The organism is Longimicrobiales bacterium (genome assembly GCA_029245345.1).
In the GTDB taxonomy this organism is placed as follows: Bacteria; Gemmatimonadota; Gemmatimonadetes; order Longimicrobiales; family Gaopeijiaceae; genus CALFPJ01.
In genome coordinates this window covers 89,758-113,662 of sequence record JAQWPM010000012.1, presented here as the reverse complement: position 1 = coordinate 113,662, position 23,905 = coordinate 89,758, and the positions used below count along the sequence as shown (strand labels likewise).

At 60.7% G+C, this 23,905-nt stretch carries 20 protein-coding genes; 13 read left to right on the top strand and 7 right to left on the bottom strand.

From position 1 onward, the window contains the following. Positions 1-19 precede the first annotated feature (19 nt). The gene (gene fusA, locus P8L30_03500; GenBank protein ID MDG2239242.1) at positions 20-2,095 is read left to right on the top strand and encodes an elongation factor G; all 2,076 of its coding nucleotides are present in this window, start codon (positions 20-22) and stop codon (positions 2,093-2,095) included. A 65-nt stretch (positions 2,096-2,160) separates the two neighbouring features. On the opposite strand, the gene P8L30_03495 is transcribed toward fusA, so the two are convergent. Next, the gene (locus P8L30_03495; protein ID MDG2239241.1) at positions 2,161-2,616 is read right to left on the bottom strand and encodes a DUF1569 domain-containing protein; all 456 of its coding nucleotides are present in this window, start codon (positions 2,614-2,616) and stop codon (positions 2,161-2,163) included. A gap of 246 nt (positions 2,617-2,862) precedes the next feature. On the opposite strand from P8L30_03495, the gene P8L30_03490 reads away from it, so the two are divergent. From P8L30_03490 to P8L30_03450, 9 genes are all read left to right on the top strand, one after another. Further along, positions 2,863-3,684, top strand: coding sequence for a hypothetical protein (locus P8L30_03490; protein MDG2239240.1), 822 nt, complete (start codon positions 2,863-2,865; stop codon positions 3,682-3,684). Beyond that, positions 3,684-5,504: a fumarate reductase/succinate dehydrogenase flavoprotein subunit gene (locus P8L30_03485; GenBank protein MDG2239239.1), complete on the top strand. Its 1,821-nt coding sequence runs from the start codon at positions 3,684-3,686 to the stop codon at positions 5,502-5,504. Before P8L30_03490 ends, P8L30_03485 begins: the two co-directional genes overlap by 1 nt. After that, a complete protein-coding gene (locus P8L30_03480; protein MDG2239238.1) occupies positions 5,504-6,244 on the top strand; it encodes a succinate dehydrogenase/fumarate reductase iron-sulfur subunit in 741 nt (246 codons plus the stop codon). The genes P8L30_03485 and P8L30_03480 overlap by 1 nt, the downstream gene beginning before the upstream one ends. Positions 6,245-6,502: 258 nt before the next feature. Beyond that, on the top strand, positions 6,503-6,958 hold the full coding sequence (locus P8L30_03475; protein MDG2239237.1) for a hypothetical protein: 456 nt from the start codon (positions 6,503-6,505) through the stop codon (positions 6,956-6,958). A 274-nt stretch (positions 6,959-7,232) separates the two neighbouring features. Then, entirely contained in the window at positions 7,233-7,424 is a 192-nt protein-coding gene (locus P8L30_03470; protein ID MDG2239236.1) for a hypothetical protein, read from the top strand. A 136-nt stretch (positions 7,425-7,560) separates the two neighbouring features. After that, on the top strand, positions 7,561-8,004 hold the full coding sequence (locus tag P8L30_03465) for a hypothetical protein (protein MDG2239235.1): 444 nt from the start codon (positions 7,561-7,563) through the stop codon (positions 8,002-8,004). 142 nt (positions 8,005-8,146) lie between these two features. Further along, complete coding sequence (locus tag P8L30_03460) at positions 8,147-8,608, top strand: hypothetical protein (protein MDG2239234.1); 462 nt, start codon at positions 8,147-8,149, stop codon at positions 8,606-8,608. Positions 8,609-8,772: 164 nt separating this feature from the next. Then, positions 8,773-9,645 carry a hypothetical protein gene (locus tag P8L30_03455; protein MDG2239233.1) on the top strand — a complete coding sequence of 291 codons (873 nt, stop codon included), beginning with the start codon at positions 8,773-8,775 and terminating at the stop codon, positions 9,643-9,645. Between the two features lie 220 nt (positions 9,646-9,865). Beyond that, positions 9,866-11,824 (top strand): hypothetical protein, encoded by a 1,959-nt coding sequence (locus P8L30_03450; protein ID MDG2239232.1) that lies wholly within the window; start codon positions 9,866-9,868, stop codon positions 11,822-11,824. A gap of 2 nt (positions 11,825-11,826) precedes the next feature. On the opposite strand, the gene P8L30_03445 is transcribed toward P8L30_03450, so the two are convergent. The 3 genes from P8L30_03445 to P8L30_03435 all read right to left on the bottom strand — a co-directional run bounded on the left by P8L30_03445 (position 11,827) and on the right by P8L30_03435 (position 15,281). Next, complete coding sequence (locus tag P8L30_03445) at positions 11,827-12,042, bottom strand: hypothetical protein (protein MDG2239231.1); 216 nt, start codon at positions 12,040-12,042, stop codon at positions 11,827-11,829. 184 nt (positions 12,043-12,226) lie between these two features. After that, the gene (locus P8L30_03440; protein MDG2239230.1) at positions 12,227-14,437 is read right to left on the bottom strand and encodes a DUF5916 domain-containing protein; all 2,211 of its coding nucleotides are present in this window, start codon (positions 14,435-14,437) and stop codon (positions 12,227-12,229) included. A 280-nt stretch (positions 14,438-14,717) separates the two neighbouring features. Beyond that, entirely contained in the window at positions 14,718-15,281 is a 564-nt protein-coding gene (locus P8L30_03435) for a hypothetical protein (GenBank protein MDG2239229.1), read from the bottom strand. A 673-nt stretch (positions 15,282-15,954) separates the two neighbouring features. Between P8L30_03435 and P8L30_03430 the strand changes: the two genes are divergently transcribed. Together P8L30_03430 and P8L30_03425 are read left to right on the top strand one after the other, a co-directional pair. After that, the gene (locus P8L30_03430) at positions 15,955-17,334 is read left to right on the top strand and encodes a sulfatase-like hydrolase/transferase (protein ID MDG2239228.1); all 1,380 of its coding nucleotides are present in this window, start codon (positions 15,955-15,957) and stop codon (positions 17,332-17,334) included. 121 nt (positions 17,335-17,455) lie between these two features. Next, complete coding sequence (locus P8L30_03425; GenBank protein MDG2239227.1) at positions 17,456-17,704, top strand: hypothetical protein; 249 nt, start codon at positions 17,456-17,458, stop codon at positions 17,702-17,704. 10 nt (positions 17,705-17,714) lie between these two features. Here the strand turns inward: P8L30_03425 and P8L30_03420 are convergent, their stop codons facing one another. After that, positions 17,715-18,749, bottom strand: a complete 1,035-nt coding sequence (locus P8L30_03420) for an LLM class flavin-dependent oxidoreductase (protein MDG2239226.1) — start codon at positions 18,747-18,749, stop codon at positions 17,715-17,717. A gap of 90 nt (positions 18,750-18,839) precedes the next feature. Between P8L30_03420 and P8L30_03415 the strand changes: the two genes are divergently transcribed. Then, complete coding sequence (locus P8L30_03415; GenBank protein ID MDG2239225.1) at positions 18,840-19,865, top strand: acetamidase/formamidase family protein; 1,026 nt, start codon at positions 18,840-18,842, stop codon at positions 19,863-19,865. Between the two features lie 16 nt (positions 19,866-19,881). Here P8L30_03415 and P8L30_03410 read toward each other — a convergent pair whose 3' ends face one another. Together P8L30_03410 and P8L30_03405 are read right to left on the bottom strand one after the other, a co-directional pair. Then, on the bottom strand, positions 19,882-21,579 hold the full coding sequence (locus tag P8L30_03410; protein ID MDG2239224.1) for a formate--tetrahydrofolate ligase: 1,698 nt from the start codon (positions 21,577-21,579) through the stop codon (positions 19,882-19,884). A gap of 112 nt (positions 21,580-21,691) precedes the next feature. Next, on the bottom strand, positions 21,692-23,836 hold the full coding sequence (locus P8L30_03405; GenBank protein MDG2239223.1) for a DUF5916 domain-containing protein: 2,145 nt from the start codon (positions 23,834-23,836) through the stop codon (positions 21,692-21,694). Between the last annotated feature and the right edge of the window lie 69 nt (positions 23,837-23,905).

Below are 23,905 nucleotides of genomic sequence, written 5' to 3'. Positions count from 1 at the left end.
AGATCCGGGAGGATTGGGAATGGCATCCGGTAAGGAATACACCACGGACCGCATCCGGAACGTTGCCGTGCTGGGGCATGGCGGGGCCGGGAAGACGAGTCTGGTTGACGCTCTTTGTTGGGTTTCTGGCACGACCAAGCGCCACGGAAGTGTCGACGATGGGACCGCCCTCACCATGCATTCGCCTGAGGAGCATGCCCACGACATCTCGATTCAGATGACGCCGGCGTTTGCCGAGCACTTGAATACGAAGATCAATCTGCTCGACACGCCTGGATATCTCGATTTCACTGGAGAGGCTATTTCGGCGGTGCGGGTGGCGGACGCCGCCATCATTGTCGTCAGCGCCACCTCCGGCGTAGAGGTGGGCACTGAACGCGTCTGGGAGTACTGCGAGGCCCGGGGAATCCCCCGGATCTTTTTTGTTTCCATGATGGATAAAGAGCATGCGGACTTTGAAGGGGTGTTCAAACAAATCAAAGGCCTCACTGAGGCTGCTCTACCGGTGGAGATCCCGGTCGGAGAGGGTGGGGACTTCCACGGCATCATCAATCTCTTCAGCGAGAAGGCACACCTCTACTCGAAGGGTACCACCAAGGGCGAGTACGACGAGACGGACATCCCGGATGAGCTGAAGGACAAAGAGGCCCAATGGGAGACGGAGCTGCAGGAATCTCTTGCCACGACAGACGAGTCGTTACTGGAGAAGTACCTGGAGGGTGGACACATCTCCCGGGAAGAAGCCATCGAGGCGATGGCGCTCGGGATGTCGCGCAACGAGGTGTATCCCGTCTTCTGCGGTGCTTCCCCTAAGACGTACGGTATGCAGGCATTGCTCCGGAAGCTCGTCGAGTTGTGCCCGAATCCGGCCGAGGCGGGTGTGGAGATTGCTGGAGGCTCGGAGCTAAGGGCAGATGACAACGGTGCCTTGGCTGCCTTGGTCTTCAAGACTGCGGCGGAGCCACACGTGGGTGAACTCTCGTACTTCCGGATCTTCTCAGGGTCGGTAGCGAACGGCTCCGAGGTCGTGAACGCATCGGACGGTCAGCCCGAGAAGCTCAATCACCTCAGTATTCCGCTCGGGAAGGAACGCCTCGAGGTGACCAAGCTTCATGCGGGGGACATCGGAGTCGTCGCGAAGCTCAAGCACACACACACGAATGACTCGTTGAACGAGAAGGGCGCCAAGATCTCGTTGGACAAGGTCCAGTTTCCGAACGCGGACATCTCCGTCGCGATCAAGGGTGTAACGCGGAACGATGAGGACAAGCTGGGCGAGGTGCTTCCCAAGCTGCGCGAGGAAGACCCCACGTTCTCAGCGGCGTTCAATGGTGAACTGCACCAGACCATCGCGTATGGCGTGGGGGAACTCCACCTCGACATCCAATTCGAGCGTATGGCGCGGAAGTACGGCGTGAAGGTCGTGACCGAGCGGCCCAAGATCGCGTACCGCGAGACTATCTCGAAGTCAGCTGAGGGGCAGGGACGTCACAAGAAGCAGTCCGGGGGCCGTGGCCAGTTCGGCGACTGCTGGATCCGCATGAAGCCCAAACCGCGCGGCGCCGGCTACGAGTTCGTTAATTCCATTAAGGGCGGAGTGATCCCCTCGAAATACCTACCGTCCGTCGACCGCGGCATTCGAGAGGCGTCGGGCGGAGGTGTGATCGCTGGTTTCCCGCTCGTCGATTTTGCGGCTGAGTGCTACGACGGGTCTTACCACGCCGTCGACTCTTCCGATATCGCGTTCAAGCTCGCGGGCTCCCATGCCTTCAAGTCCGTTGCCGAGAAGTGCGGACCCGTATTGCTGGAGCCGGTGATCGAGGTCGCGGTGACCACGCCCGATGAGTACGTGGGAGACATCATGGGTGACCTCACCTCACGGCGCGGTAAGGTTCTCGGGATGGACCCGTCGGGCGGGCGGACCACGATCAAGGCCATGGTGCCAGAGTCTGAGTTGTACAAGTACGCAGCCACGCTGCGATCGATCACGCAGGGTCGGGGACATCATTCGCGGGCTCTCGCCGGTTATGAGCCTGCTCCCCCGGACGTTGCGAAGAAGGTCGCTGCGGAGAAACAGGTCGAGGGCGCACGCTAGGCGTCAGTCCAATCGGTCGCTCTAGGCCAGGCGCTCTCTATCGTCTGCGGTGGAGGACTCGTCCGCTACTTGCCGAATTGGCGCAGGTGATGGTCCATATGTCGGTATCCCCATCGCCCCCACTCCCCGGCGGTCAACGCACCAAACGCGGCATGGGGGTAGAGGCCCACCCCCGCGGATCCTGTGAACCGGACGACCAACGCTTTGAGGTCACGGACATCGGCGTCGAAGTCCGCCGGTGGGGTGCCGCCCTTTTCTTGATCGAAGGCGGGCAGGGTTTTCGCTCCCCGCGGCCACTTCATCGGGGTGCTCAAAGCCACGAATCGAATGACGGTACGATGTAGGACGGTACCGACCTGCGCATGATGCGTGTCCCCGAGGCTGGCACGGAAGGTGTCACTCAAGTGGCAGACGGCTCGAGGTGCTGTCATGCGGCCCCACAGCCCTTCGGTGTCATGCCTAAGTCGTTCGAGGCGCTCAATGAGGGCCGAACACGAGGCCGGATCGTAAATTGTTTTCATAGAATAATTTTGTGTCTCAGTGCCAGAGATGCCAGCCTCCGAACGTAAGCAAATCGATGACTTGGCCGAGACTCGAGCAGGGCATTTCGAACGCCCTCTGACGGTGCTCGAAGTCGAGTAACGCGGAGGGCGTTGCCGTGCGCCCCGGTGCTGGCATATTACGACATCCCGCCGCGTTATCGTACCTGACGTTTCCGCCAGCCTGCGAACCTTCTATCGGTGCTTCAGCACCGCAAAAGGTCTTCAATGCCGTCCAAAGTCACGGCCCTTCCGGTCAAACGGAAATTCGGGGAGACCATGCGCGACGACGCATGGTGGGTCCAACCCCTCCTCGTCTTTACGGTCTTCAGTTCGTTCATCCTCTATTCGACGTGGGCCGTGCTCTTCGGCGCCGCGGGGGCCGAGTCAGCGAATCTGTTGTCGCCGTTCTTCTCGCCGCTTCTGTTCTGGCCCAGCCACCACGCGTTGATCGAATCTCCGGGGGCTCCCGGCTTCTGGCCGGATTTCTTGATCTATTCTCCGGCGATGCTCGTCATGTGGATGCCGGTGAGCTTCCGACTCACGTGCTACTACTACCGGGGTGCCTACTACAAGGCATTCTGGGCGGATCCGGTGGCATGTTCGGTCGGTGAACCGCGTAACTCCTACCTCGGTGAGCGGCACCTGCCCCTCATCATGCAGAACTTGCATCGGTACACGCTGCCGTTCGCGCTCCTGCTCTTGGTCTTTCTCACGAAGGATGCCTGGAACGCACTCTGGTTCGAGTCGACCGCAGGCACGGGTGAGTACGATCAATTCGGCGTGAGCATCGGGACGTTGGTGCTGACCACCAACGTCGTGCTGCTCAGTCTGTACACGTTCGGCTGTCACTCGCTTCGCCATCTGGTCGGCGGCGGGCTCGACATCCTGTCTGGCCGTCCGCTTCGGAAGAAGGCCTACGACTGTGTTACTTGGTGCAATAAGAGCCACATGCGTTTCGCATGGTTCAGCCTGGTCTGGGTCGCGCTGACCGACGTCTATGTCCGACTGTGCGCCACGGGCGTGTTCATCGACTGGAGGCTCTTCTAATGGCTGACCATAAAATTGTTGAGCACGACGTCCTGATCATCGGAGCAGGTGGGGCTGGGCTACGGGCGGCAATTGAAGCCGCTTCGGCAGGGGTATCTGTAGGGTTGGTGTGCAAATCGCTGCTCGGAAAGGCCCACACGGTAATGGCCGAAGGTGGGTGCGCGGCGGCACTGGCCAACGCGGACGAGCGGGACAGTTGGAAGGTCCACTTCGCGGATACCATGCGCGGCGGCCAGTACCTCAACAACTGGCGTATGGCTGAGATCCATGCCAAAGAGGCTCCCGATCGGGTCCGAGAGCTCGAGAGCTGGGGTGCGCTCATGGATCGCACTCCTGACGGAAAGATGAACCAGCGTAATTTCGGTGGACACGCGTATCCGCGGCTGGCTCACGTGGGAGATCGGACTGGGCTGGAGATGATCCGGACTCTGCAGGACCATGGGATTCACCAGGGCATCGACATTCATATGGAGGTGACCGTTCATCAGCTGTTCAAGGACGGCGACCGGGTGGCGGGTGCGTTCGCTTACGATCGTGACACGGGCGAGTTCATCCTCTTCAAAGCGAAGGCTGTTGTTCTCGCAACCGGCGGGATCGGGCGAGCGTTCCTGGTGACCAGCAATAGTTGGGAATACACAGGAGACGGACACGCGCTGGCTTACCATGCGGGTGCTGAATTGGTGGATATGGAGTTCGTTCAATTCCACCCGACCGGTATGATGTGGCCGCCGTCCGTGCGTGGAATCCTCGTCACGGAAGGCGTTCGTGGGGAAGGTGGGATCCTGAAGAACAGTGAAGGCAAACGCTTCATGTTCGATGACATTCCACCCTTGTATCAGGGCTCTACGGCGGACACACCCGAGGAAGGCTGGCGGTACGTGATTGGGGACCGCGAAGCCCGCAGGCCTCCTGAACTGCTCACGCGTGATCACGTGGCTCGTAAGATCGTGAAGGAAGTCAAGGAAGGGCGCGGTAGTCCGCATGGCGGCGCGTTCCTCGACATCGCGTGGGTCAAGGAGAAGATCAAAGACTCAGAAGCCCACATCAAAAAGAAGCTCCCGAGCATGTACCACCAGTTCAAAGAGCTGGCGGGCATCGATATCACGAAGGAGCCGATGGAAGTCGGGCCGACCACGCACTATGTGATGGGTGGCATCAAGGTTGACGGCGACACGCAGATGTGCACCACCGTGCCTGGCCTGTTCGCTGCGGGTGAGTGTGGTGGCGGTCTGCATGGAGCGAACCGTCTGGGTGGCAATTCGCTCTCCGATCTCTTGGTGTTTGGAAAAAGGGCGGGTGAGTACGCCGCGAAGTTCGCTCAGGAAAATGGTGCGCCTCAGATCGACGACGCGGAGGTCGAAGCGGCGGAGCGAGAAGCGCTCGCGCCGTTGTCGCGTGACCCAGGCGCGGATGTGGGGCCGTATCGTCTCCAGTCAGAGCTACAAGCGCTCATGCAGGACAAGGCGGGCATCGCGCGCGAAGACGAAGGCCTCGCCGAGGCCCAGGAAGAGTTGAAGAAGCTCAAGGCCCGCGCGGAAGTGATGGGCTCCGGTGGTAAGCGGGACTACAACCCGGGCTGGCACACCGCGCTTGACCTGCACAATCTGATGACCATTTCAGAAGCAGTCGTGATGGCTGCAAAGGCTCGCCAAGAGAGCCGCGGAGCGCACTCACGAATCGATCATCTGGAGAAGAAGAAAGAGTGGAGTACGTTCAACCACGTGATCGTAAAGGGTGACAACGGTGAGATGGAACTCCGGCGCGAGCCGATTCCTCAGATCCGACAGGAATTGCAGGACATCATCGAGGAGCAAGGCTGATGAAGAATGCGACCTTCAAAGTCTGGCGTGGCACCTCGGAAGGCGGAGCCTTCGAGGCCTACGAGGTTGAGCTCGATCACGGGTATGTAGTCCTTGATGCGATCCATCAGATCCAAGCAGAACAGGCCAACGACATGGCCGTCCGGTGGAACTGCAAGGCAGGGAAGTGCGGTTCGTGTTCGGCTGAGATCAATGGAATGCCGGGCCTCATGTGTATGACCCGGGTTGATGACCTCGACCTGAGCAAGCCCGTGACCGTCGAGCCGCTACGTGCGTTCCCGCTCGTCAAAGACCTGGTGACCGACGTCTCGTGGAACTACGAGGTGAAGGCGTCCATGACGAAGTTCACGCCGAAGCCGGCGGATATGGACGACGGCACGTGGCACATGGAACAATACGACGTGGAGCGTCCGCAGGAGTTCCGGAAGTGCATCGAGTGCTTCCTGTGTCAGGACGTTTGTCACGTGCTGCGCGACCATGCGATGCACGACAGGTTCGGAGGTCCGCGCCACTATGTGTATGCGGCCAACATGGAGATGAACCCCATCGACACCGCAGACCGAACAGCGGAACTCCGTGACGAACTGGGTATCGGGTACTGCAACATCACGAAGTGTTGCACAAAGGTGTGCCCCGAGGGCATTCAGATCACAGACAACGCGATCATCCCGCTCAAGGAGCGCGTGGTCGACAAGTCGTACGATCCGATCGCCAAACTGATCAGTATGGTGAAAGGCTGATCTGACAGGAGAACGCTGTGATGTCGAGGCCCCATCCCCGCTTCAGGGGGTGGGGCCTCGACCCGTTTTCACCCCACTCGCTGACGCGGGTTGCTTAGCGAAAAGCCGGTACGCACGATGGCTTCTGTTGTGCCCCTCGTCGGGGTCCTTTGAGGAGGTCAAGAATGAAACGTTCGAACCGAGCAGCTAGATCCTGTGTCGCGCTGTTAGCAGCCGCGGCTGGTGTGGAGCCTATGGTGCCCCTGACCGACGTGCTAGATGAATCCGTCGACCGAGCCGATCACTGAGGTACCACTCGCGAGTGCGATCAAGGGTCACGTGGACACAACGACCGCGCTGCACATCGTGGCTTACGTGCAGTCGCTGTCCGTTGACCCGGTAGGCCGCTTCCAGAGAGTCTTCCATCCAGGTGGTGCACAGCTTCAGTCCGATATGGACTTCGCCATGAATCTCTTTGGCGATGACCAATGGCCGGAGACGCTCTCGAGCGCCGACCTCGCGATCGAACAGCTCGATCAAGTCACGCGCGCGGTCGGGGTGCCCGGCCGTCGCGTAGCGCAGGGCAAAGATCCGGTGGCTGCGGTACGCGGGGGGCGACGAAAGGTTCGCGACCGTATTGGGCGGGATCTACGAAGGCAGGCGTCGGTGGCGAGACGACGGCTTCGACGACGCGACCTTCGACTGGCGTCACATCGTTTCACCCGGACCACATGAATCACGTGGCCGACACCGGTGCGTCGGATTTGCTTAGGGCGATCGCACGATCGCAACGTCCGTAGTCGCAGGGGGCCCGCGGCCGCACCAAGGCGGACACCGATAGGAGATCCCGTCGGCCCAGCTTCAGAACAGTTGCAGACCCACCACGATCGCCAGCGTCGCCAGGCCGAGGACGAAGAACACGATCTGTAGAGGGAGGATCCACCGATCAGGTACCGACAGGGCCTTGGCCGGCATAAACGCGCGCAGGCTTCTTGAGAGGGGGCTCGATATGGCAGATCTGACCCTGGCGTGGGTGTCCGATCCGACCCGTCGGGACGTCGCTCTTATGCTGGAACGGCGGATGACAGTGGGGCTCACGCACAGTGCCAACTTGGGTTTCACGCTAACGGCAGCGAAATCCCAACTCGAACGGGCCTTCCGGGCTTTGGGCTTGCCGGAAGATTACCGCCTGCCATATTGAGCAAGATGGGAGGCCGGGTAGCTCAGCTGTTTGGCCCCTCGCCGCCTTGGTGAGCGCTCCGTATCAAACCCGCGTGAAACGATGCGCCCCAAAGGGTCGCCTAGGTTGAGGCTTTCAAACGATAAAGTGTTTCAAGATGCACGAGTCGTTCTACGATACTGAAGCAGGTATCGTCTTTCTTCGCTTCGAAGGGGCGGTGGTCGGCGCAGAGACACAGACCGCGGCACTAGAGGCCTTCAGCCAGCTCGACGACCCGTCGAGTGTGAGAGGGTTGCTTCTTGACTACCGTGAAGTGACCGCAATGGACATGGTAGATAGCGATAGGGCCCTGTTCAGCATCACTATGCGCCGCCTCGAGAAGATGGGCGTCGATTTTAAGGAGCTGCCCATAGGGCGGGTGTCTGATCCGACCCGTTTGGATGTCGCCGCTATGCTGGATCGGCGATTCCAAGTGCTCGAGCACACCTACGGACATGATTCAGAGGTGTTCCGCCCGTACGCCCAAAAAACAATGGAATTCCAACTTGAAGAGGCTTTCCGGGTTTTGGGTTTGCCCGAAGATTACCGCCTGCCGTATTGAGTAAGATGGGAGGCAGGGCAGCTCAGATGTTTGGCCCCTCGCCGAGTCGGCGAGCGCACCTAACATGTCAGTAAGCAACCATTCGGCTCCCTCAGCGGGTTTCTTGGTTTGAACGTTGGCTTGAGGGAGAAAGAGCTGCGAGATGTACAAGACATATTACGATACTGAAGTAGGTATCGTCTTTCTTCGCTTCCAAGGGGCGGTGATCGGCGCAGAGACACAGCGCGCGACAGTAGAGGCCGTCAGCCAGCTCGACGACCCGTCGAGTGTGAGAGGGTTCTTTGTTGACTACCGTGAAGCGACCGCACTGGACCGGGTAGATAGCGATAGGGCCCTGTTCAGCATTACCGCGCGCAAGCTTCTTGCACTGGGCCTCGATATCGGACCTGTGAATGTGACGTGGGTGTCCGATCCGACCCGGCCAGATCTTGCCGCTGTCCTTGCTAAACGGAACGACCAACTGGCCATGCAACGCGTCAACGGCGCCCCCTCTTCACACAGCGCGGGGATAAAAACTGGTTTCCTGGCAACGGAAAAGGAATCCCAAGTCGAACAGGCTTTCCGGGTTTTGGGTTTGCCGAAAGACTACTGCCTGCCGTATTGAGTTTTGTCTTGAGAAGAGTCCGGGACTACGCTTAGGGGAACGCCGTGACCGTGCGTTGCGTTAGATCGGGGGCGGGACTATGAATGGAATGCTGCCGCCGCCGCTTATGTCATAGATGACGTACTCCTATTGATGGTCAGGTCATTATGCGATGCTCGAGTATTATGGGACTCGTTGGTTCTGTCTGTTCCCTGGTCTTCTTTGGCTGTGGAATCGTGGCGGTCGACGACCAACAGGGCCAACAGCTGGCAGTCAGCACCGTGCTCACGAGTACGTCGCTTAGCGGAGCTGGCTCGGCGGCACAGGTGCCGGCCATGAGCCGCAGCAGCACAGACGTTCAACTCACTCCGGACAACGTGTCGGGTGAAATCCTTACCTTCCTGTTCGCAACCGCTGGCCAGGCAGACGAAGGCATTTCTGTATTCGGAGACATACGCCCCGATACGGCGTGGTCGTCGGCGCCACTGTATCCGTTCGATTTAGCTAACCAACTGGCAGTCAACACACAGATCACGGTGAAACCGGGGTTTGTGGGTGGAACCTCCGAGCACGCTGTAGCCATATTCGGCTATGCGGATTTTTACCTGACTCTTGCCGGAAATCCACAAGTGGTGCGGGTCTCCATGGTAGAGTTAGGCAGCTTGGGCATGAAACGCGGTGACAAACTGCTCGCGGACGCTAATGGAACTTTTCAGTGGTATGACATGGATACTCAGACGTTCACCTCGACGCGTCCGAACAACCCTGCCGTCATCGAGGCCATCCGGGATTTCACCGACCCGATTCGCCCGCTGCTGGTGTTTTACCCGCTGAATGTCTTTCTGACCTCCCCTGTCACGGTCGATCCACAGGTGGTTACTACCGCGTCGGGTCTAGATGCCGTCGTCAACTTCTCAATGGGTGGTGCGGTCACACTCCTGGGGCAGACGACTTCGAACGTGACAGACGACGTACTCATAACCTCATTTTCGCTGACGCAGGTCGGGAATTGGGGAAACTCCGGTCTCCAGGCTTCTGCGGCACTTACTTTCTGGTAGTAGGCGTCACGTCGGCTTGCACGTACATCATCGTCGTGCGGATATCTGTGTGACCCATGAGCTCTTGGGCAGAACGCACGTCGTATCCGGCCCGAGGCTTGCTTTACCAGATGTTCCTGCTGACGCTGGCCGCTGAAGCGATGAATGAACGTGGGTTGGTTGCTTGAGGGGGCGTAAGGGAGCATTGTGACCGACGCGGTTTCCTCCCACTGGTGCCCCCATGCGTCTATTGGCCTCCCCCCTCTTTTCGGCGGTCCTCTTGTTCGTGGGAGCCTCGACGATATCTGCCCAGGCACCCACACACCCGCTCGACCATCTCTCTGCCGCGGAGCACTGGACACTGTACCAGGTCATCCGGGAGTCGGGAGAGATCGGAGAGGAGGCCCGGTTCCTCTTCGCGAACCTTCGGCCGCCGCCCAAAGCAGAGGTCCTCGCGTGGCAGCCAGGTCAGTCGTTTCGGCGCGATGCTTTCGTTCACATCGTGGAGGACGGGACGGGATACGAAGCGGTGGTGGACCTGGTCGGCGAGGAGTTGATCTCTTGGGAGGTCGCTTCGGAAAGCTCCTACATGCTCGGACCCGACGACTGGTCTTCGACGGACGACGTCACAGAGCATCCCGAGGTCCACGCTGCCCTCGAGGCTCGTGGATACACCGACTTCACCATGATCTCTTGCGGAGTCGGGTCGACCGCGTACCTGGGCGAGGAAGACCAGTTGGGCCGGCGGATCGGACGTGGCTCATGCTCCGATAAGACCGGGTCCGTGAACGGTCTGGGGGAGCAGATCCCTGGACTCGCCTTCGTCTTTGACTACGAGACGAAAGAAGTGCTGGAGGTCATCGACTCCGGAGCCATTCCGGGTCGCGGGCCGGTGGCCGAGCATCATCCCGAGGCGGTGGGGCCGACGCGTGAACCGCTGCCGCCGATCATCGTCAGCCAGCCACAGGGGGCCGGGTTCGAGGTGGACGGCAGCCAGTTCAGTTGGGAGTCGTGGCGCTTCCACCTCCGGATGGATCCGCGTGTTGGCCTAGTTCTGTCACAGGTGGGACACGAAATGGACGGCGAATTCCGTTCGGTCCTCTATGAGGCATCGCTCTCCGAACTGTTTGTGCCCTACCAGGGGCCCACGGCGCCCTGGTCGCACCAGGCATACTACGACCTGGGCTCGTTCGCCTCCACTTTCGAAGGGATCGCGGGCTCGATGGAGGTAGGCCGGGATTGTCCCGCGCGGGCGCATTACATCGACTCATGGGTCGTGAAGCCGGATGGTTCACCCCAACGGAAGGCGAGGGTGGCGTGCGTTTTCGAGCGACCGGGTGCGGAGCCGGCATGGCGACATGGGACGGATGACTACATCGAAAGCCGGAGTCGCACGGACCTTGTGGTTCGTATGATCATGCAGGCTGGAAACTACGACTACCTCTTCGACTGGATCTTCAAGCAGGACGGCGGCATCCGGGTGAACTTGGGCGCCACAGGTATCGACCAGGTCATGACGGTCGAGGCCGAGTCGGCGGCGACCGACCAGGGCGAGCCGGACGATCGGTATGGGAGTTTTGTGGCCCCTTACACCGTGGCTATGAACCACAGTCATTTCTTCAACTTCAGGCTGGACTTCGACGTGGACGGCCCGACTAACAGCCTCGCCGTGGATCGGATCGTCACAGAGGAACTGCCGGCAGCCAATCCGCGCCGGAGTGTGTGGCGGGTTCAGACCGACACGCCGCTGCGAGAGGCCGAAGGGAAGCGGACTTCGACGCTCACAGCTCCAGAGCACTGGCGCGTCGTGAGTCCGTCCCGCATCGGACCTCAGGGCTACCCGAGCGGCTACCTGCTCGAGGGCCATGGCGTCCGTACGATGCTCCTAGAGAGCGACTATATGCGCCGCAATGCGGGCTTCACTGAGCACACCCTTTGGACGACCCCCATGCGGGCGGACGAGATGTTCGCTTCCGGTGCCTATCCGACCAATGCTGCGGTCGACCAGGGACTGCCCGCATGGACGCAGGCCAACCGAGGGATCGAAAACACGGACATCGTGCTGTGGTACACCATCGGCTTCCACCACATTGCCCGCCCCGAGGACTGGCCGATCCTGCCGATGGAACTCCACGGATTCGATCTTAAGCCGGCTGCGTTTTTCGAGCGGAATCCGGTTCTGAACCTGCCGAATCGCTAGTGTCAGTCAGAGCGCAGGGCGTCAACCGGGTTCACCCTCGCCGCCTTTCGTGCGGGCACGTACACGGCTAGTGCCGCCACTGACATGAGCAGCATCGGGACGCCGATGAAGGCAACCGGATCCGTCGCCCGCACTCCGTACAGGAGGCCCTGGACCAGCCTGGCTGCTCCGGCCGCCACGATCAACCCGATGACCGCCCCCGCGATCGCGAGGCGCATGACCGAGGTCGCCGCTCACATCACTGATCACGTGCTCCCTCAGCTTCCCGTAGGGCAGTGGGTGCTGAGTTTGCCCAAGCGGCTGCGCCCCTTCCTCATTTGGGCCGTTGAATTTCCTATCCGTCTATCCGTAAGGCGAATCACCCAGCGCGACTTACGGGACTCAGAGGATTCGCACTTCCTATTAGAAGCGGAGCAGCCTCGTGACCTTCAGCGCGAACGCACGGTTGCGCAGCCCGGTGCTGCGGAGTGGGGTGTCGCGCTCGTCCGTCCACACCAAGAACAAGTCGCTGCCGGGTCGGAACTCCCAACGGAATCGTAGGTTGCTAGAGAAGGTCGCACGGCTCTCGTTGTACTGTACGAGGGTGCTGGCGAACATCCGCGGAGTGAATGCGTAGTCTGCACGTACCCTGAAGACAGTCTGGTTCGCCTCGCCGTCCGGCAGATCAATGAGGTTCACACTCACGCCGGGTTCTAGGGACAGGTGATCGGACACGACGATTCTCGCGCGGTTGATACTGATTGTCCGGATCGAACCACGGAAGAAGGCGCCCCACTGGTATGAGACATTGCCTGAGACCGGGCGCTGTGTGCCGAAATTGTAGGACGCTTGATACCCCGTGTACGTGTAACGTCCCTCCGGAATGAATACATCGGTGTCGATCTCGAACGGATCGTCGAGACGCTCGAAGTTCTGGGTAGCCTGCAGTGTGGCCTGGTCACTGTTTTCGAACTCGATGCTGAAGCGTCCCTGTTGGCTGCGGGATTCCATCCTGCCCGCTCCGTCTTCGAAGAAATTGACGGTGGCCTGCCAGGTGAGCTTCCGAATTGCCTCGATCGACGCCGGCCGCGGGCTGAACCTTACTGAGCCTGACGACTTCCTGAAGTCGCTTCTACGTAGGAACCCAATCTCTGGGTTGAAGTCGGAACCCACCTTGACGATACCGGCGTTCGCTCCATAGGTGTCACCTCCATAGTCGAAGCGAGCTTGATAGCTCTCGTTGTCGCCGTCTAGCGATGTGGTCTCCGTGCGCGCGTAGTATCCGCCAAGCTGAAGGTTTGTGAAAAACGCGAACGCGGCGTCCATGCCGTAGGCCTGGTTGGTGCCTGTACCCGATGCGCCGATCGAACGGTTGGTGAACATTGCCCCGATCGCGCTGCGCCGGAGGATGTCACGCTTGAAGCGCACAATCGAGAAGTCGGTGGCACCCACGCCCGCTACTTCGTCGTTGCCCGTGTGAATGTTCATGAGGCCGACGCTCCAAGGGCCGACCTTGCCCGTTAGCCGCCCTCCGGCTTGGATCGGGATGACAGCTCCGTCCTGGAAGCCGATCCGGCGGCTGTAGAAGAGCGACGGTGCATCTCCGCCACCGCGGCCGAATCCGCCTCCCCCACCTCCGCCTCCAAAGCCGCCGCCACCACCGGTGCCGAATTCAAAGACGCCACGCCCTTCCAAGAAGAACTCACGCTTCTCCGGAAAAAAGAGACTGAAGCGTGTCAAATTGACCTGTTGCTCGTCTGCCTCGACTTGGGCGAAGTCCGTGTTGAAAGTGAGATCCGCGGTGAGGTTGGCGGTTAAGCCGTACTTCAAGTCTAGGCCGGCCTCGGCAGTGCGATTCGTGATGCTGGGCGTAGTTACGCGATCCGTGGTGGAGCCCGCGATTCCGTATGTCTTGAGCTCCACATTGCTACCTGCGGGCGGCAAGTCTAATCCCACGAGCGTTCCCGCGACCGAAACCCGATTGAGTCCTTGGGGACCGGCGAGGATGGCTGGCACCGGGCTCAAGTACGTCCACTCATTCAGGTGGCGGATCGACCGGCGGAGTTGCAGGCCCCACATCTGCCCGGCGCCGGACTGGTAGCGCAGTGACTTGAATGGGATCGCGATCTCGACCGTCCAACCGCCGTCGAATCGGCCAGGAGCGACGTCCCAGATCGGATTCCAGTCCCGGTTCACCCCCGCCTCGTCGACGACCGAGTATTCGTTGCGAGCCCCGAGTGGATTCGTATAGAGCATGAATCCGTTCCGACGGTCGTAGAATGTGTCGAACATGATCCCGAAGTGCTCGTTGTTACGGATCCCATCCGCGTCACGTCTCAACTCGTTGACGATCCACTCGTCAGGCGGGGCGTCGTCCCAGCAGCGGCACGTCACGTAGATGTTCTCGTCATCGAAGGCGATCCAGACGTCGGTGCGCTGTGAAGACGGGTTACCCGAGACGGGTGTCACCTGCACGAACTCCCCAAAGGGTTCGAAGTCGGAGTACATGTCCTCGTCGAGCACGCCGTCTAGTGTCAGCGGCTCATCAAGGCGGATCGCGCGAACTGTCGGGCGGCCACGCGCGTCACGTGTCATCGCAACCGGATGCGTCGGCGCTGGGGATCCGTCGATCACAGTGCTTCGGGGCACTCTGGCCTGGGCCTCAGCCGAGCTGCCTGGAAGGAGGAGAGCCGCTGCTGCCGCGAGGGAGGCAAGAGCGTAGAGCCGCGATGGTAGGGCGCGAGCCCGCGGCGAGGGCGATTGGTGAATCACAATTCTGATGGGTTCAGGAGTGGGCGTGGGGCGAGTCGTGACGGCGACCACCCAGACAAGGACTCCGGGGGGGCAAAGGACGCTGAGATTTCAGTGGCTTACGATCTGCTGGTCGTGCGCGATCTAAGCGTGCACCTCACCCCTAGCCCACACTTAGCATCTCCGTAAGTGAAAACGAAAATGAGAAAGTGAAGCTGCCAAGGACGACTAACATTGCGAGGACTCCAGCGATCTGAGTACTTCGTCGTTCAGACACGGACAGCACCCCAATCAGCAGAAGGCAGCCCATTCTGACAGCATCTTGAACGCCTGGTCCGGGGCCCAGGAGGTTGAATGCGACGCTAGCCGTAATGAAAAAGCCCGCCATGGCCGCGAACATACTCCGTCGGATGTCCAAGAAGTACTCATCAAGCGGTATCGCTATCCCTGGCGCGGGATTCAGGACTGCGGCGCTGATGAAGACAAAGAGCCGCGGTGTAAGAATTACCACGAGATCTGAAAAAGACCAATCTGCCCGCACCTGATACGCCCATGCTGACCACAGTGACTGAAGAAGCATTAGCAGGATGAGGAACATCCAAAGGGAATGCAGTAGCCCGGGAGTTAGCTCCCGTCGAAGTATCCGTGCGACGACCTCGAGGACTTGGGCGATACCAAGCCCCGCCACGATCGATACGATGACCACCACAAACTCAAACGATTGCATAGACCCGTCGGCTTTGAAGGCGCTCTAGGGGCTCACGATTCTGCTGCACGGCCACAGTTGAGGACCCGCGCGAATCCGTGTCCGACCCGACAGTAACTCATGCCGCCGGTACCCAGCCAGACCTAATTGGTGGCTCCGGGGCGATGCTAGTGCAGGACCCCACACATTGCCTCCACTGCAACGGAGACCTCCGACATGTGTGGCATTCGGAGTGGGTCTTTCTGAATAGCAACGGATCAGGTGCGGTTGGGCCACCCTGCTCGCTCGGATCTACGACGTCCTACCGCTTCTGTGCCCCGCGTGTGGTGGCCAGATGAAGATTCTCGCCTTCCTCACGGACCCACCCGTCGTCTTCGCCATCCTCGAACATCTCAGGCTGCCCCACGCTCCGCCCCCAACACGCACTGCCACTTCAGGTCCCTTGGCGGAGGAAAGCGTGGTGACAGTAGGATCGATTCGTGACCAGATCCTGACTGCGCCCAGTCACCAGTTCAGATGGCGGCCGCAGAAGGGGGAGCGGAGCTTGAGTGACTATCCAAGGCCATTCGGTAGCGCTACAGTCGGGCTCGGAGCAATCGTACAAGCAGAAAAGAGGCGCGTGTCCATGCATTTTGAAAGTCGGGTCCCGTACTCGTTGAGGCGCCGTACCAGAGGCCGATATCCGGGAGTCAGAATGCGCCTCATCGTAGGCGCTGTCCTGCTGGCTCCGGCTGCCACTGCGTGCGTGAACCCGAATACTCTGTCTGACCCGCCGCCCAACATCGTCTTCGTCCTCCTCGATGATGTCCGGCTGGACGACATCGTCGAGAATCCGTTCGTTGAGCTTCCCAATTTCGCGCGTGTCGCCCAGGAGGGCGCGTCCTTCACCAATTTCTTTACGGCAGCGCCTCTGTGCTCTCCGTCACGTGCGGTTTTTCTCACGGGGCAGTATCCGCACAGGAACGGAATCGTCGACAACCGCGAGCGTGCCGAACAGAGTCATTCGATCCGGACCTTTCCGCGCATTCTCCATGACGCCGGCTACCGGTCAGCGTTTATCGGCAAGTGGCATATGGGCCACGAAGATGACACGCCTCGACCGGGATTCGATCGCTGGGTCAGTTTTGTCGGTCAGGGCACCTACTTCGACCCCGAGATGAACATCGACGGGGAGTATGTCCGGGAGTCCGGTTATATGACGGACATCCTGTCCAGATATTCCGCCGACTTCATCGAGTCCACGCATCGTAGCCAGCCGTTCGTACTCTACCTGGCGCACAAGGCGGTCCATCCGGAGATATTGGAGGGCCGACAGCGCTCGTTTCCACCCGCTCCAGAGGACGGTGAGCTCTATAAGGGGGCGACGCTTCCGAGGACTCCGGCGTGGCAAGCTCCCCTCGATGGTAAGCCAGCCTTGGAGCGGGTCACCGACTATACCGATCCGCGAAGTCCAGCTGGTGGGACACCAGACACGGACGTGCTGGCACGGCTTCGGATGTTGAGCGCTGTCGACCGCGGACTTGGGGAGATTCTCGGAGCTCTAGAAGACCAGGGCCAGTTGGATAACACCGTGGTCATCGTAACTAGCGACCAAGGGTTCTTCTACGGTGAGTTCGGATTGGCCCAGGAAAGGCGGCTCGCCTACGAGCCCAGCATCCGGATTCCATTGCTGGTCCGCTATCCACCGCTCATTTCAGGGGGTCAGGAGCTTTCCACAATGGCCGCCAATGTTGACGTTGCCCCGACTGTCTTGGACCTCGCTGGCCTCACTCCACCGGACGACATGGATGGCGTTTCGATCAAGTCGGTCTTCGGCGGTAGGGACTTCCAACCTCGATCCTCATTCCTGATCGAGTACTACACGGACGAGGTCTTTGAGCGCATCCAGGACATGGGATACCGGGCGATTCGAACGGATCGGTATAAGTACATCCGGTATACCGACCTTGAGGGAATGGATGAGCTGTACGATTTGGTGGCCGATCCCTACGAGCTTCGAAACATCTACGATGAGACGGATCCAGAAACGCGAGTGGAACTGGGGCGACAGCTGGATGGGTTACTGGTCCGCTGAGTGCTCCGGGCTTGACTCAACCCCGCAGCCCCATGCTCCGCGTCCCATGCCTCACGCTGTCCCCGCTCGCTTCTCACCTCATTTGGGCCGTTGAATTTCCTGTCCGTAAGCTGATTCGCTCGTGCATGGCAGCCCCATCGACAATGCTCAAGAAAACTGGGCGATGTGGATGTACCTGAGTTGGGCGTTCGCTCCTGACCGGCATGCGAGGACCTACTTGGCCAGTGCGCTCGTTCGGGAGGGGCTCTCACGGCACGGGGCCTTCCACGTGTTGCGTACTCAGGTGGCGCGCAGGCCTGGGAACCCAGAGGACGTGCTTCGCCTTGGTCCGTTGTTCGACCGCGTGGCCGAGCTACTGACACCGGTCTAGGCTCCGCGATCTACGCCCCGAGCGCCTTTCTTATAGCTGGGGCCACCACCGTTCCCAGCAGCTCGATCGACTTCATGACCTGAGCATGTGGGACTGAGCCGAACGACATCTGCAGCACGGCCCGGTCGTGTGCGAACAGCTCGTGCTCGAAGAGAATCTTGTCGATGACCTGCTGAGGGCTTCCGACCATGAGGCACCCACGCGGTCCAACCATGGCGTCGAACTGGCCTCGAGTGTGTGGCGGCCAGCCGCGCTCTCGCCCGATACGCGTCATCATTTCGGCGTATGGTGGAAAGAACGTGTCTGCCGCGTCCTGCGAGTCATCAGCGATGAAGGCGTGGTTGTTGATGCCCACCGGTAGTTTGGCGGGGTCGTGTCCAGCGCGCGTCGCGGACTCACGGTAGAGGTTCACCAGGGGAACGAACCGATCGGGTTCGCCTCCAATGATGGCGACTGCGAGCGGCAGACCGAGCGTGCCGGCTCGCACAACCGACTGTGGGGTGCCGCCCACGGCTATCCATACGGGCAGGGGGGCTTGGACAGGGCGGGGGTAAACGCCTTGGTCGTTCAGGTCGGCGCGGTGGCGTCCAGACCATGTCGTCTTTTCGGAGTCACGGATCGCGAGGAGCAGCTCCAGCTTTTCCGAAAAAAGCGTGTCGTAATCGTCCAGCGAGTACCCGAAAAGGGGGAAAGACTCCGTGAAGGACCCTCTGCCGGCCATGATCTCAGCGCGTCCACCGGAGATGAGATCCAGAGTCGCGAAGTCCTGAAATACGCGTACAGGGTCATCCGAACTCAAAACGGTCACAGCAGTGCTGAGACGGATTCGTTTTGTGCGTGCGGCACCGGCAGCCAGAGCAACGGTTGGTGACGAGATGAGGAAATCGGGTCGGTGATGCTCCCCAATGCCGAAGACGTCGAGACCCACTTGATCTGCCAATTCCATCTCCTCGAGCAGATTTGTCATGCGCTGCTCGGAGCCGACGGGGCTGCCTGTCTCGGGATCGAGAGACACTTCAGCGAAGGTAGCGAGACCGATTTCCATAGACTGTGCTCGATTCGAAGTCTGTCGGGGATTTTCGCGGTACCCGGGGCGGCCGAGTAGGTTCGGCACCTACCCTCAACCCCCGCGATCATGCCTCTCCCACGAACACTGCCGAGCTTGCTTGGCTCCGCGCTCCTCGTTCTTGCGTCCCTCTCGTCGGCATCCGCACAAACTGTGCATCGGCTAGAGGCCGGGCCCCAGACGGTCGCCTTCGGGCATTATGACCCTGCCAAGCCGGGCGTCCTGAGGATCGCATCTGGAGACATCGTCGACGTTACGACGATGCTCACCAGTAATCCGACACGCCTCCAGTCGATGGGTCTGCCCGCAGGCGAGGTCCAGCCGGAGTTGGCTGCGATCTACGATCAGGTGACCGACAGGGGACCCGGTGGGCACATCCTGACCGGACCGATCCACGTCGAAGGTGCCCGCCCGGGCGACGTGTTGGAGGTACGCGTCCTCGACATCGGCTACTCAATCCCATACGGCTACAACGGCTGCAGTGGCTTCGTGCGTGATCTCTGCGACGAAGAGCGCCGCTCGAGGCTCATCCGCATCGACACTGAGAACGAGCGGGCTGAAATTGCCCCAGGTGTCACGATCGATCTCCATCCGTTCTTCGGTAGCATGGGTGTGGCACCCCCGCCGGACTCAGGGCGGGTCAGCAGCAATCCGCCCGGCCGGCATGCCGGCAACATGGACAACAAAGAGTTGGTCGCCGGCACCACACTCTACCTCCCCGTCTGGGTAGAAGGTGCTCTCTTCCAAGTCGGCGATGGTCATGCGGCCCAGGGTGATGGTGAGGTCAATCAGACCGGCCTGGAGACGTCACTCAAGGGGCGTCTCCGGTTCTTCGTGCGCAAGGACATGACGCTGGACTGGCCGCGCGCTGAGACCTCCACCCACCACATTCTGATGGGCTTCGATCCGGATCTCGAGGCCGCGACCGAAATCGCGATCCGCGAGACCGTCGAGTTCATCATGGAACGTACAAGGCTCACGAGCGGCGAGGCCTACTCGGTCGTCTCTATGGCCGCAGACCTGCGCATTACTGAGCTCGTGGACGGAAACGTCGGCGTCCACATGATGGTGGCGAAGGAACTCGTAGGCGGCTGACCCGTGGGACTTCGCTCTAGAACATCCCCACGACTTCGCCGTCTTTGTTGATGTCGATACGTGTGCCGCCGGGCGTTCGACCCAGCCCGGGCATGGTCAGGATCTTTCCGGCGAGCGGGTAGACGAAGCCGGCGCCGACCGCGACTCGCGCGCTACGCACCACGAAGGTGTATCCCGTCGGTCGTCCCTTGAGCGCCGCATCGTGCGAGAACGAGTACTGCGTCTTCGCCATACAGATCGGCAAATGGCCGAAGCCGTCCTTCTCGAATTGGGCGAGCAGCTGCTCGGCCTCGTCCTCGTACTCGACCCCATCCGCACCGTAGATCTTCGTCGCGAGCTCATGGATCTTCTCCTTGAGGCTCATGTCGTCGGGGTAGAGAAGCTCAAAGTTGCTCTCTTCCTCACATGCCGCGACGAGCGCATGGGCGAGATCTTCTCCGCCCGCTCCGCCGTCCATGAACATGGTCGACACATGGGCTGCCGAAGCGCCCGCGGCCAGAGCCGCCTTCCGTACCATCTCGATCTCGGCTTCGGTGTCGGTCGGGAAGATGTTGATCGCTACGACGACCGGAATGCCGAAGCTCTTCACGTTTGCGATGTGCCCTTCCAGGTTGCACAGGCCCTCGGAGAGTGCACCGAGGTCTTCCTGGGTGAGTGCCTCGGGGAGCGGCTTGCCGGCCTTAATCTCGAAGCGCCCGCTGTGCATTTTCAGTGCGCGAATCGTGGCGACCATGAGTGCGGCGTCCGGATCGAGGCCTGACGCACGGCACTTGATGTCAAAGAACTTCTCGGCGCCCATGTCGGCGCCGAAGCCTGCCTCTGTGACCACGATGTCTGCGCTACGGAGCGCGATGCGGTCCGCGATGATCGAGCTGTTCCCGTGAGCGATGTTGGCGAACGGGCCTGTGTGCACGATGGCGGGCGTGCCTTCGAGCGTCTGCATGAGAGTTGGCTTGAGCGCGTCCTTGAGAACGGCAGCCATTGCTCCTGCGACCTTGAGGTCTTCGGCCGTGACGGGGTCTCCCGACGTGTTGTAGGCGACTACGATCGAGCCCAGTCGCTTGCGTAGATCCTGTAGATCTGTAGCGAGCCCGAGAATGGCCATGATCTCGCTGGCCGATGTGATGTCGAATCCGCTGCCGTGGGGTGTGCCGTTCTTCTCGCCACCGCGGGCGACCTCGATCTCGCGCAGGGCGCGGTCGTTCACGTCCATGACACGCCGCCACGTGATCCGATCAACGTCGATGTCCAGGTCGTTCCCGTGGAAGTACGAGGCGTCAAGGAACGCGGAGCAAAGGTTGTGTGCTGACGTCACCGCGTGGAAATCACCCGTCAGGTGAAGGTTGATCTCCTCGGGCGGGACGACCTGCGAGTATCCGCCGCCAGCGGCGCCACCCTTGATGCCGAAGACCGGGCCCATCGAAGCCTGCCGGATCACGCAGCACGTACGCTTGCCGATCTTGTTGAGCGCCTGGGAGATGCCGACGGTATGTACCGTCTTCCCTTCGCCGAGCGGGGTCGGGGTGATCGCGGTCACGACGATGTACTTACCCGGCTCCCGAGCGGACGGCGTGTCGAGCATGTCGATTTTAATCTTGGCTTTCGTGTCTCCATACATCTCGAGCTGGTCCACCCCGATGCCTAGGACCTCGGCGACTTCGGCGAGCGGACGGAGCGGGATGGAGCGCGCGACTTCTTGATCGTTCAAAGACATGCAGATCGGCCTCGTTATACGCGTTGATTCGTTGGTTTTTTGAGCGGCGGACACAATAAGGGGGAGTGGCCGTGGGAGCCACCACCCTACGCTCGAAGGGGGGGCACAGGACCTAGAAGGCGATCGCCTTCGTAATTTTCAGAGACAGCAACCGGTCCGTCGGGGTCGCTCCGGTTCGGTTCCGCCGTTCGGTGAAGACAAGAAAGAGGTCGGATAGCGGCGCATGCACGTAGTTGATACGGAGGTTGGTCACGACGATGTCGTTGAGCGCGTTGTATTGCACGTATGCACTCGTGAAGAACGTGGTCGAGGCCGCGAAGGTCGCACGCGCGGAATACACATCGGCTTCGTACTCACCTCCCGGCAGGCTGATCTTGTTCCGTTCCGCAGCCGCATCGAGCGCGAGGTGATAGTCCACACGCCAGCGCGCCGAGGCACCAAACGACGTGCGATCTCCGTCGAAGAAACCACCGTGCGTCACGCGGGCCGTCACAGACAGCGGCTTCCCCGCGCTCGTTCGCGCATTAAACGACGCCTCACGGAAATCGTAGTCACCCGGATCGACTGTCGCCCCAGCGACTGTGAATGGCTCCGCTACGCGCTCGAACGCATCGGTGACGGAGAAGCCGAAGCCGCTCCCATCCCTCAGACTCACGCTCAGGTTTGCACGGCGCTCCCGGGTGAGCAGTTCACCGTTCAGGTCTGTGATATGGTCGACTTCGACGTACGGGTTTACCTCGTTGATCCCGGAAATGCCGGGACGCGGATGCGCCCCGACCGTCGCGAAGTTCTGCCGAACCCCACGGCGCCTCACGAATCCGACTCTGGGTAGAAAGGCATCTCCAACCCGCTTCGTCGACGCTGATACGTTCCAGAACGTGTCGCGCCACCCGGCCCATACTCGGCCGGCCCAAGCGGAACCCGTCTCTTCCGAGTCCGAAGTGGCAGCGAGGTAGGAGTTCACACGCAGGTACTGGGACGGTCTCAGATTCGCCTCGAAGCCGTAGCTCCTGTTGAAGCTCCCTGATCCGTCGGTGGCTTGCCGGTTCACCAAGATGCCTCCGAAGTCTCCCAGACCTTCCACGGTCCGCTTCGTTCGCAGCACCGCGAAGTTCTCCTCCGGTAGGCCGCCAACGCTGCGGGTCTGCATATTGAGCGCGCCCACCTCGAAGCCACCCATCCGTCCGGTCACGCGGCCTCCACCGACGATGGGGACCTCCTGTCCGCTGCCATCCAATCCGATTCTTCGGGAGTGGAAAAGCGTGAAGTTCCGCAACGACGAGCCCGACCTGTAGTTCCGTTCGGAGATGTCACCGAACGAGAACACACCGGAGTTCTCCGTGAAGAAGTCGCGGCGCTCGGGGAAGAAGAGGCTGAAGCGCGTGAGGTTCACCCGCTCCTGGTCGACTTCCACCTGGGAGAAGTCGGTGCGGTATGTGAGGTCCATGGTGAGTTCTGGAGTTAGGCCGTACTTCACGTCCAGTCCTGCATCACTCGACCAGGCGCCCGGCGCGTCACCTGCCTCCGCTCGCGCTGACAAGGCGAACGGCTTCACCAGAAGATTCCTGCCGGATCGAATGCCTCGGAGGCCTTTCAACGTCCCTGCGCGTGACATCTTGTGAATCCTGTCGCGCTGATCCAGCGGTGCCCAATACGACTCTTCGTTGTGCCTACGAATCCGCCGCATCATCTGCATGCCCCAGTCCTGGACGGACAGATTCGGATTGAAGCGCACGGTGCTGAACGGGATCCGCCACTCGACGGTCCAACCTTCGTCGTGAATGCGGGTCCGCACTTCGAAGATCCCTTCCCAAGCCGCGTTCTCCTGTCGGGAGTCGTCGAAGTCCTGAGCTTCCTTCACGGCTCCATGGGCGTTCACCAGGAACATGAAGGCGTTTCTGCGATCCAGGAACGTGTCGAACGTGATCCCGAAAATGTCCGAATTGCCGCTCTGGAAATCCTGCTCAAGGCTCGGTGTCACGATCCGATGCGGCTCGCGATCCCACAGTTCCACACCGATGTACAGGAACGAATCGTCGTAGAGAATCCGGGCCTCGGTTTTTTCCGATGCGGGGTAGCCGGCATCGGGTCGTGACTGGGTGAAGCTGGAGAGCACAGGGGCGTTCGCCCAAGAGGCCTCGTCGAGGATGCCGTCCAATTCGATCGCGCCGGTCGTGCGTGTGGCGTCGACCTCAGGGCGAGGTGCCATCTCGACATCGACGGGTGCCGGGCGGGTCTGAGCGGATGCAGGATGCACCGTGGCCAGCGCGAGCAACGTGATGATGACCGGGGCGCAGAGGCGCGTCGGATTCGTGTGTCTCAGAGC

Coding starts and splice junctions, on each gene's coding strand:
- P8L30_03415 (MDG2239225.1), top strand. CDS start 18,840: ATGCCTCTCCCACGAACACTGCCGAGCTTGCTTGGCTCCGCGCTCCTC.
- P8L30_03455 (MDG2239233.1), top strand. CDS start 8,773: ATGGGACTCGTTGGTTCTGTCTGTTCCCTGGTCTTCTTTGGCTGTGGA.
- P8L30_03485 (MDG2239239.1), top strand. CDS start 3,684: ATGGCTGACCATAAAATTGTTGAGCACGACGTCCTGATCATCGGAGCA.
- P8L30_03480 (MDG2239238.1), top strand. CDS start 5,504: ATGAAGAATGCGACCTTCAAAGTCTGGCGTGGCACCTCGGAAGGCGGA.
- P8L30_03470 (MDG2239236.1), top strand. CDS start 7,233: ATGGCAGATCTGACCCTGGCGTGGGTGTCCGATCCGACCCGTCGGGAC.
- P8L30_03465 (MDG2239235.1), top strand. CDS start 7,561: ATGCACGAGTCGTTCTACGATACTGAAGCAGGTATCGTCTTTCTTCGC.
- P8L30_03475 (MDG2239237.1), top strand. CDS start 6,503: ATGAATCCGTCGACCGAGCCGATCACTGAGGTACCACTCGCGAGTGCG.
- P8L30_03420 (MDG2239226.1), bottom strand. CDS start 18,749: ATGGAAATCGGTCTCGCTACCTTCGCTGAAGTGTCTCTCGATCCCGAG.
- P8L30_03410 (MDG2239224.1), bottom strand. CDS start 21,579: ATGTCTTTGAACGATCAAGAAGTCGCGCGCTCCATCCCGCTCCGTCCG.
- P8L30_03490 (MDG2239240.1), top strand. CDS start 2,863: ATGCCGTCCAAAGTCACGGCCCTTCCGGTCAAACGGAAATTCGGGGAG.
- P8L30_03435 (MDG2239229.1), bottom strand. CDS start 15,281: ATGCAATCGTTTGAGTTTGTGGTGGTCATCGTATCGATCGTGGCGGGG.
- P8L30_03495 (MDG2239241.1), bottom strand. CDS start 2,616: ATGAAAACAATTTACGATCCGGCCTCGTGTTCGGCCCTCATTGAGCGC.
- P8L30_03445 (MDG2239231.1), bottom strand. CDS start 12,042: ATGCGCCTCGCGATCGCGGGGGCGGTCATCGGGTTGATCGTGGCGGCC.
- P8L30_03450 (MDG2239232.1), top strand. CDS start 9,866: ATGCGTCTATTGGCCTCCCCCCTCTTTTCGGCGGTCCTCTTGTTCGTG.
- P8L30_03430 (MDG2239228.1), top strand. CDS start 15,955: ATGCGCCTCATCGTAGGCGCTGTCCTGCTGGCTCCGGCTGCCACTGCG.
- P8L30_03460 (MDG2239234.1), top strand. CDS start 8,147: ATGTACAAGACATATTACGATACTGAAGTAGGTATCGTCTTTCTTCGC.
- fusA (MDG2239242.1), top strand. CDS start 20: ATGGCATCCGGTAAGGAATACACCACGGACCGCATCCGGAACGTTGCC.